The organism is Halomonas sp. OfavH-34-E (assembly GCF_024124525.1).
Taxonomy (GTDB): Bacteria; Pseudomonadota; Gammaproteobacteria; order Pseudomonadales; family Halomonadaceae; genus Halomonas; species Halomonas litopenaei.
The window spans coordinates 1-8,405 of sequence record NZ_JAMXRY010000089.1 but is presented as its reverse complement, the minus strand read 5'-3'; the positions used below and the strand labels follow the sequence as shown (position 1 = coordinate 8,405).

The following is an 8,405-nucleotide window of genomic DNA, read 5'->3' as shown; positions in this document are numbered from 1 at the left end:
CGGCCACCGCCGCCAGACGCGCATCGTCGGCGCGCCCCTCCTCGATCAGCCGGGCACTGGGGTCGTGGCGCGGGTCGGCGTCGAACAAGCCCTCCTGATCGGTCAGGATGACCAGCGCATCGGCCTCGAGCAGGTTGGCCACCAGGGCGCCAAGGGTATCGTTGTCGCCAAAGCGGATCTCGTCGGTGACCACGGTGTCGTTTTCGTTGATCACCGGCACCACCTTGAGGTCCACCAGCGTGCTCAGCGCCGAGCGCGCGTTGAGGTAACGCTTGCGATTGGACAGGTCGTCGTGGGTCAGCAGAATCTGCGCGGTCACCAGACCGTGACGACCGAAGTGATTCTCATAGGTTTCGGTCAGCACGTTCTGCCCCACCGCCGCAGCGGCCTGGAGCTCTCGCACCGATGACGGGCGAGCCCGCCAGCCGAGACGCACCATGCCTGCCGCCACGGCCCCGGAAGACACCAGCACCACCTCGATGCCGCGACTCGCCAGGGCGGCGATCTGATCCACCCAGCCACCGATGGCGGGGTCATCGAGGCCACGCCCGTCGTTGGTCAACAGGGCGCTGCCAATCTTCACCACCACCCGTCGCGCGCTGGACAGGGCGTCACGCCCCGGGACCCGCTCTCCGCTGTGCATCCTTTTCTCGCCCCGCTGCTCTGGCCGAACGGGGAGGCTGTCGACTCCCCTGACGACCGCTATTGAACGTATTCGACCTCGACGTCGTAGTCGTCGTCATCGAGATCGTCATCGTCGTCTTCGTCACGCTTGCGACGACGACCCAGGCGCGCCTCTGTCCTGGCCACCGCCTCATCTTCCATGCGCCGGCGCATCTCCTGCTCGCGCTCCATGGCCTCTTCATCCTCGTTCTCGAGGGTGCGCTGCTCGGTCAGCCAGCGGTGGGCCGCCTGCACCAGTGCCTCGGTGCCGACGTTGGAGATCGCCGAGATACGAAAGACCGGGCCTTCCCAGCCGAGTCGACGCACGATCTCGTCGGCGGTAGCCTCGCGCTCGTCCTCGGGCAGCAGGTCGAGCTTGTTGAGCACCAGCCAGCGCGGGCGCTCGGCCAGGGTCGGCGAGAACTCGCCCAGCTCATGGATGATCGCCTCGGCGGCTTCCACCGGATCGGACTCATCGAACGGCGCCACATCCACCACGTGGAACAGCAGGCGGGTGCGCGTCAGGTGCTTGAGAAAGCGCAGCCCCAGGCCGGCACCGTCGGAGGCACCCTCGATCAGCCCCGGCACGTCGGCCATGACGAAGTGCTCGTGCATGCCGAGCTTCACCACTCCCAGGTTCGGCACCAGGGTGGTGAAGGGGTAGTTGGCCACCTTGGGCTTGGCCGCCGACACCGAGCGGATCAGCGTCGACTTGCCGGCGTTGGGCAGCCCCAGCAGACCGACATCGGCCATCACCTTCATCTCCAGGCGCAGGTTGCGCCGCTCACCTTCGGTGCCCGGCGTGGTACGCCGTGGTGCCCGATTGGTGGAGGACTTGAAGTGAATGTTGCCGAGCCCACGGCGACCGCCCTGGGCCACCTGCACCACCTGGCCGATCTCGGTCACGTCGGCGATCACCTCGAGGGTATCCTCGTCGATCACCGTGGTACCCACGGGCACCTTGACGTGGAGATCCTCGCCAGCGCGGCCGCTCATCTGGCGACCCTGGCCGGGCTGGCCGTTCTGCGCCTTGTAGAAGCGCTGATACTTGAAATCGATCAGCGTATTGAGGGCATCGTCACCGATCAGGTAGACGCTGCCACCATGGCCGCCATCGCCGCCATCCGGGCCGCCCTTGGGCACGTACTTCTCGCGCCGGAAGCTCAGGCAACCGTTACCTCCGTTGCCTGCCTCCACGATGATCGAGGCTTCGTCGACGAACTGCATCTATCACTCTCCTGGCGGATGCTTTCCACCATGATACAAGAAGGCCCCGCGCTTGGCGGGGCCTTCCGGGGCTTGTCGGCAAGCGAGTCACGCTCGCCGGCGGCCCATGGCGTTCGGGCGGTCTCAGGCAGAGACGACGCTGACGAACTTACGGTTCTTCGGACCCTTGGTCTCGAACTTGACCACGCCTTCGTCCAGAGCGAACAGGGTGTGGTCCTTGCCGATGCCAACACCGGTGCCGGCGTGGAAACGGGTGCCACGCTGACGCACGATGATGTTACCCGGGGTCACGGCCTGGCCGCCGAACAGCTTGACGCCAAGGCGTTTGCTTTCACTGTCGCGACCGTTACGTGTGGAGCCGGCTGCCTTCTTATGAGCCATTGCAAAGTCCTCGCTCGTTGAGGGAATAGTCCGCTACGCATTCGCCCGAGGGCGAGGCGTATTTAGGCAGAAATTCCGGTGATTTTAACTTCGGTGAACCACTGACGGTGGCCCTGACGCTTCATGCTGTGCTTGCGGCGACGGAACTTGATGATAGTCACCTTCTCGCCACGGCCGTGGGCGACGATTTCGGCGCTGACCTTGGCACCCTCGACCAGCGGGGCACCAACGGTGACGTCGTCATCGTTGCCGACCAGCAGAACCTCGTCGAACTCGACGGTATCGCCGGTGGGGATTTCCAGTTTCTCGAGCTTGAGAGTCTGGCCTTCCTGAACGCGGTACTGCTTGCCACCGCTCTTGATCACTGCGTACATGCTGTTTCTCCAGAAACTCATCGGGGTTGGCTCTTGATCGACCTGCTTCGAGTGGCGCCCCTTTTGGCAGCCATCTGACAGGGAGCATGGATGAGTGGGCCGCGTATTATAGCGATACCCTCGCGTGGGCACAACCCGACAACCAGCGTCAAGTGGCGAGACCGGAAAAAACCCCGCGCGAGGCCGCCGCCGGGCGCTAATCGTCTTGACGCCCCCATGGGCGGCCCATAGCATGACCGGCAACCCAAGGCCCACGGCCTCCCTCACCTCCAGTCGAAGCCGCCTTCATGTCAGTCAACGCCACCCCGTCACCATCAGCAGCTCCTTCGCCGATTCACGCGGTGGTCGCCGACGACTTCGCCGCCGTCAACCAGACCATCCTCGACCAGCTCGCCTCGCGCATCCCGCTGGTAGAGACCATCGGCCAGTACATCATCGAAAGCGGCGGCAAGCGTCTGCGCCCCCTGCTGGTGCTGCTGGCGGCACGCGCGCTGGAGTATCAGGGCGATCGTCACATCACCCTGGCGACGCTGATCGAGTTTATGCACACCTCGACGCTGTTGCATGACGACGTGGTCGACGAGTCGCACATGCGTCGCGGCAAGGCCACCGCCAATGATGCCTGGGGCAACGCGCCCTCGGTGCTGGTCGGCGACTTTCTGTATTCGCGCTCGTTTCAGATGATGGTCGAGGTCGGCTCCATGCGCATCATGGAGGTGCTGTCCGCCGCCACCTGCACCATCGCCGAGGGCGAGGTTCAGCAGCTGACCAATGTGGGCAATCCCGACACCGACGAGGCCGCCTACTTCGACACCATCCTCGGCAAGACCGCGATGCTGTTCGAGGCCGCCTCCCACAGCGGCGCCATCCTGGCCGGCGCCGACGAACGCCAGGAACAGGCGCTGGCGCTGTACGGACGCTACCTGGGTCTGGCGTTCCAGCTGGTCGATGACCTGCTCGACTACGAGGGCGACGCCAAGGCCATGGGCAAGAACGTCGGCGACGACCTGGCCGAAGGCAAGCCCACCCTGCCGCTGATCCAGGCCATGGCCGCCGGCACCCCCGACCAGACCCGCCTGGTGCGTCGCGCCATCCGTAAGGGCGGACTCGACCACCTCGACGAGGTGCTGGCCATCGTCAAGTCCACCGGCGCACTGGACTACACCCGCCAGAAGGCCGAAGAGATGGCCGCCAAGGCCCTGGCCGAACTCGACCATCTGCCGCCCTCGCCCTACCGCGACAGCATGGCCGAACTGGCCCGCCTGGCGGTGGAACGCAAGACCTGAAAATCACCGGGCAAGTACCCTCAAGTGACGGGGAATCTGGAAAAAAGTGGCTGACTCGGGCTCGCGAGGGTTGCATCATCCACAAGGATCCGTATACTACGCATCCGTTGAGGGACACACCTCAAACGTCGGAGTATAGCTCAGCTTGGTAGAGCGCTGCCTTCGGGAGGCAGAGGTCGTAGGTTCGAATCCTGCTACTCCGACCAAGAATTTAGTAAAGACGGCCACTTAGCTCACACGAGCGGTGGCCGTTTTTCGTTATCGAGATTTTTGGTAGCAAATACGTAGCAGCCAGCATAGCGACTGGGTACGGAGGGATGATGGCAGCGACGGGCAGTGTTAGTGCTATAGTTGTGCGCAACACGACCCCGATTAGTGGATCCGCTTCACGGTGGAGCTGCTGAGGGGGTTTGTGATTTCTGGGGCTGTCAGGGCATGCCATGATCGATCGTGAGGGAATAGATCAGAAGCCAGATCAGGTTATAGATATTGCTGGCTGGGATATTCATCAGGATTATGAGGTCTTCCCGGTTGGGGCTCGTGATAAGTCGCTGCTTCGTTGTCCGGATCCAGCCCCCTTTGACTTCTGCATTCCCAAGCACAACTATCTGTTCAAGGAAGCCATCAAGAGTGCCAAGGATCCTGGCAAGCCCCGTCATCCCGACCAGTATTGGGCCGAGCTGATCGCTTTTCGCATCGGTCGCTTGATGGGGCTAACGCTGCCGCCGGTGTTCGTTGCCATCGATTCGACTCGCGATGAGCCCGGCACCGTGAACGAATGGTTCATGGGCTATCCGGGCAGTGGAGAGGAGCGCCACGTACCTGGCGGCGACTACATGCAACGCCAGATCCACGGTTACGACCGAGAAAAGGGGCGTGAGCACAACCTGTCCACCATCCTCACCCTCAGCAGGGCCCTGGCACGCACAGGCATGCTCACTCATGACTGGCAGACCTACTGGGGGCTGTGTTTATGCTTCGATGCTCTGGTCGGCAACACCGATCGGCATCAGGAGAACTGGGGGCTGATCTGGAGCGAAAATGGGCCGAGTGCCCGTTTCACGCCATATTTCGACAATGGCACAAGCCTGGGTCACGAGTTGCAGCCCCAGAAGATGCAGCGCATGATGCGCGACTCGAGCGAGTTCAATGCCTACTTGCGAAGAGGCGAGCACCAGATGCGCTGGGCCAGGGATGACCGTCAACGTCTGCCACTGATCGCAGGTGTTGCCGAGTATTGCCGGCATTTTCCCGATATCCGGCCGATACTGATAGAACGGCTGCACGGATGGAGCGAGGATGACCTGAAGGCCATGTTGAATAGCCTTACCCAATTTGACCTTCCACACCCCTTTACCCATCAACGCTCTGAATTTGTTGCTTTTTTGACCCTGAAAAGGAGAGAGCGCCTGCTACACGCTCTGGAGACCTGAAATGACCCGCTTCATCGAACATCTGGTGGAACCACAGCGGCTGCTGCTCTACTGGCAGGCGCGCGAGAGCAAAAACCGCTCCCGATATCGTGTGGGCCAACTGGTGATGCGGAACGGTAAAGTGGTACTTCAGTATGCTCAGGACTCCGAGATGGCAGAGGCTAGGGGAATGGATTTTGAAGGCTATCCAGCATTCCCACTGAAGCAGGCGGAGCACAGCCACCAGGTGATGGAGGCCTTCAAGCGCCGTCTGCCGCCGCGAAGCAGGCGGGACTTCATCCGCTATCTGGAGCTTCGGGCTATCCCGGCAGATGCTGAGATCAGCGATTTCACCTTGCTGGGGTATAGCGGTGCGAAATTGCCCAATGATGGGTTCGAGCTGGTCCACCCCTTCGATGACCCGCCCGATGCCTTCGAGGTTCTGATTGAAGTGGCTGGTTTCCGCCATGAGTCCGAGTTGGAGGCAGAACAGCTGCAGGAGGGAGACAATGTCCGCTTTATAGCCGAGCCTGACAACGCGTTCGATGATCGAGCGATTCGCATGGAAAGTGCCGGCAAAAAGTTGGGCTATGCTCCGAGGGGGCATCTCGACATGCTGCAACGTATGCTGGGTCGAGGTGCCGTCCTTGAAGGAGAAGTTTTTCGCATCAATGGCAGCCCTGAACGCCGCCTAGTCTATGTGCTGACACGAATCAGACGGAACGACAGGCCGGCGTTACCGACCAATATGCTCAGGATGCAGGCCTAGATTTCGGTTCGCTGTGGGCCTATATCCCCCCTCGACATGCCCCCGCCTCTCGGTTCTAACGAGTTCACGCGGGGGTTCTTGCTCTAGAATGACAGTGCCCGCCTTCAAGGCGTCAGTAGTGCGCTTACTGCAGCACCTGCTCAACTACAGCTTGAGTGAGATGAGTTCGATTTAACGTCAAATCTGGTGGCTGGCGGTCAGGCCCCATTCCTGTCTGATTTATCGGCTACCTGCTTCCCGGCCTGGAACTTGACGTTGCTGACGACCAGCTCCCACTTCTGGAAGCGCTTGATCCGACTCCAACGTTTCTAGGCTGACTGGAACAGCTTGAAGACCATCGCCCGGGTCGTGTCCCGTGAGCCGAAGTTCCGGTTACGTTTCCTCCTCCGGCGGACCGTGGCGAAGTTCGACTCGACCGGGTTGGTGGTAACCTCCCCCAGATCTAGGTCCGCCCACAATGTGAGAAACCGCCCCTTCATGCACACCTCTGGACATAGGCGACGGGCGGTATATAACCCAGCGGGCTGCGCGGCCTGGCATAGTTGTAGCGGGCTCTCCATTTGTCGATTTCATACCGGGCATCGGGGAGGCTCAAAAACCGGTGCTGATTGAGACAGCCATCCCGAAATTTTCCATTTAAGCTCTCGATAAAGGCATTCAGTGTCGGCTTTCCCGGTTGAATGAAAGCCAGCGTGACCTTCCGCTCACGCGCCCAGAAGTACATCGCCTTGCTGGCCAACTCGGGGGCGTTATCGCAGACAATCGCGGCTGGCAGCGAGCGCTGTTGCGCGACCTTGTCCAGGAACCTGGCCAAGCGACGCCCGAAAATGGACGTGTCCACCAGCTGGCCAACACTCTCTACTGAAGTCGTCTACGATGTTCAGCACGCGGAATCGGCGTCCCGAGGCCAGTTGGTACGAGACGAAGGCCATCGACCAGCGCTGGTTGGGCCTGTCTGGACACGGCATCGGCGCTCTTGGCCGCACCAGTCGCTTGCGCCGCCGGGTGCGGACCTGAAGCCCAGCCTCACGGTACAGCCGGTAAGTTCGCTTGCGATTCATCACCAGGCCCTCCTGTCGCAACAGAGCGTGCAGTAACAGGTAACCGTAGCGGGGATAGCAGGTCGCCAAGGCGTTCAGTCGCGCCCGAAGTGATTCATCGTCGCGCGGCATCGCTTGGTAGCGGGCCACCGAGCGTGGCAGGCCCAGCAATCGGCAGGCATGTGGCTGGCTGAACCAGCCGCCTGTTACCAGGTGCGTTACCACCCGCCGCTTCGCTTCGGGCGTCACTACTTTCCCGAGACGATCTCCTTAAGAGCGGCATTGTCGAGAGCGCATTCCGCCAGCAGCTTTTTCAGGCGGGCATTCTCTGTCTCCAGCTCCCGCAGACGCTTGGCCTCCGATACCTCCATACCGCCGTACTTGGCCTTTCAGCGATAGATGGTCTGCTCGATGACGCCATTCTGCCGAGCTAGCTCGGCCAACGAGGCGCCGCGCTCATGGGACTTGAGGATGGTGATGACCTGCTCCTCGGCATGTCGATTACGCTTCATCGCGAGATCTCCGGCTATCAGGGTAAACGTAAAGGAAAGATCACATTGACGGTGGGCCGGTTTCTGGGGGAAAGGTCACAGATTCATCTATTTTGTGGCAGCATGCATGCACTTATCTGCATATTTTCATATACTTTGGGCAGCGCTCGAGAGAGCTCTATAGGGGTGGCTTGATGGCGAGAAAACTCACTGAGAAGCAAGCCAATTTCGTAGCTCACACAGCACGAGGGGTCGCACGTACTCATGCAGCTCGACTGGCGGGGTTTTCGGCACCCGAAGTTGAAGCGTATCGACTTATGCGGCTTCCCCATGTTGTAGAAGCTTTGCATCAGAGGCGTGAGGCTGCGCTCAAGGGGGATCTCGCCCATTTGGTAGTGGACACCATGCGCGACCTGCTAGGCCCCACAACTCCTGCCGCTACTCGTTACAATGCCGCCCGCTGGGTTCTGGAGAACGCTGTCGACGCCGGACACTCATACTCAAACAATATGGAAAGAGATGGCTGCCAGCCGCTCGAAGAGATGGACGCCGAGGAACTCACCAAGGCAGTAGCAAGCGGCATGCAGGCGTTGAGGGAACTGGCCGACCAGCTGGAGGGCCACCACGTGGTAGACGGCCAGGCTCTGCGTATCCAGCCCGTCGAGCCCTCAGCCAGGTGCGAGGGGGATGCGGAGGCTGACTTCCTGCAATGACGGACCGCCCTCCCCGGTGACCGTCCCCCCCCCCCCCCCGGGTCCCCCC

General features: G+C 61.4%; 8 protein-coding genes, 1 tRNA gene and 2 pseudogenes. 5 read left to right on the top strand and 6 right to left on the bottom strand.

The features are described 5' to 3' along the window. The 4 genes from proB to rplU all read right to left on the bottom strand — a co-directional run. Nucleotides 1-643, bottom strand: a 643-nt coding sequence (gene proB, locus NH448_RS22715) for a glutamate 5-kinase (RefSeq protein WP_253029520.1), incomplete at its 3' end; no start/stop codon positions are given. A 59-nt stretch (nucleotides 644-702) separates the two neighbouring features. Then, the gene (gene cgtA, locus NH448_RS22710; protein WP_045994441.1) at nucleotides 703-1,890 is read right to left on the bottom strand and encodes an Obg family GTPase CgtA; all 1,188 of its coding nucleotides are present in this window, start codon (nucleotides 1,888-1,890) and stop codon (nucleotides 703-705) included. Nucleotides 1,891-2,013: 123 nt separating this feature from the next. Further along, nucleotides 2,014-2,271, bottom strand: a complete 258-nt coding sequence (gene rpmA / locus NH448_RS22705) for a 50S ribosomal protein L27 (protein ID WP_045994440.1) — start codon at nucleotides 2,269-2,271, stop codon at nucleotides 2,014-2,016. A gap of 62 nt (nucleotides 2,272-2,333) precedes the next feature. Beyond that, nucleotides 2,334-2,645 carry a 50S ribosomal protein L21 gene (gene rplU / locus NH448_RS22700; RefSeq protein ID WP_045994439.1) on the bottom strand — a complete coding sequence of 104 codons (312 nt, stop codon included), beginning with the start codon at nucleotides 2,643-2,645 and terminating at the stop codon, nucleotides 2,334-2,336. A gap of 287 nt (nucleotides 2,646-2,932) precedes the next feature. On the opposite strand from rplU, the gene ispB reads away from it, so the two are divergent. From ispB to NH448_RS22680, 4 genes are all read left to right on the top strand, one after another. Beyond that, nucleotides 2,933-3,931 (top strand): octaprenyl diphosphate synthase, encoded by a 999-nt coding sequence (gene ispB / locus NH448_RS22695; protein WP_045994438.1) that lies wholly within the window; start codon nucleotides 2,933-2,935, stop codon nucleotides 3,929-3,931. 129 nt (nucleotides 3,932-4,060) lie between these two features. Continuing rightward, nucleotides 4,061-4,137: transfer RNA gene (locus tag NH448_RS22690), tRNA-Pro, on the top strand. A 234-nt stretch (nucleotides 4,138-4,371) separates the two neighbouring features. Continuing rightward, nucleotides 4,372-5,364, top strand: a complete 993-nt coding sequence (locus NH448_RS22685) for a hypothetical protein (protein WP_045994437.1) — start codon at nucleotides 4,372-4,374, stop codon at nucleotides 5,362-5,364. Nucleotide 5,365: 1 nt separating this feature from the next. Continuing rightward, on the top strand, nucleotides 5,366-6,112 hold the full coding sequence (locus NH448_RS22680) for an HIRAN domain-containing protein (RefSeq protein WP_045994436.1): 747 nt from the start codon (nucleotides 5,366-5,368) through the stop codon (nucleotides 6,110-6,112). Between the two features lie 197 nt (nucleotides 6,113-6,309). On the opposite strand, the pseudogene NH448_RS22675 reads toward NH448_RS22680, so the two are convergent. Further along, nucleotides 6,310-6,540, bottom strand: a pseudogene (locus NH448_RS22675) (IS256 family transposase); the annotation flags it as partial. A 47-nt stretch (nucleotides 6,541-6,587) separates the two neighbouring features. After that, a pseudogene (locus tag NH448_RS22670) lies at nucleotides 6,588-7,664 on the bottom strand (IS3 family transposase). 383 nt (nucleotides 7,665-8,047) lie between these two features. Here NH448_RS22670 and NH448_RS22665 point away from each other — a divergent pair. Then, the gene (locus NH448_RS22665) at nucleotides 8,048-8,356 is read left to right on the top strand and encodes a hypothetical protein (RefSeq protein WP_157033114.1); all 309 of its coding nucleotides are present in this window, start codon (nucleotides 8,048-8,050) and stop codon (nucleotides 8,354-8,356) included. Nucleotides 8,357-8,405: the final 49 nt, after the last annotated feature.

Excerpts from the sequence above, each read along its gene's own strand:
- cgtA (WP_045994441.1), bottom strand. The coding sequence starts at position 1,890 with ATGCAGTTCGTCGACGAAGCCTCGATCATCGTGGAGGCAGGCAACGGA.
- rpmA (WP_045994440.1), bottom strand. The coding sequence starts at position 2,271 with ATGGCTCATAAGAAGGCAGCCGGCTCCACACGTAACGGTCGCGACAGT.
- rplU (WP_045994439.1), bottom strand. The coding sequence starts at position 2,645 with ATGTACGCAGTGATCAAGAGCGGTGGCAAGCAGTACCGCGTTCAGGAA.
- ispB (WP_045994438.1), top strand. The coding sequence starts at position 2,933 with ATGTCAGTCAACGCCACCCCGTCACCATCAGCAGCTCCTTCGCCGATT.
- NH448_RS22685 (WP_045994437.1), top strand. The coding sequence starts at position 4,372 with ATGATCGATCGTGAGGGAATAGATCAGAAGCCAGATCAGGTTATAGAT.
- NH448_RS22680 (WP_045994436.1), top strand. The coding sequence starts at position 5,366 with ATGACCCGCTTCATCGAACATCTGGTGGAACCACAGCGGCTGCTGCTC.
- NH448_RS22665 (WP_157033114.1), top strand. The coding sequence starts at position 8,048 with ATGCGCGACCTGCTAGGCCCCACAACTCCTGCCGCTACTCGTTACAAT.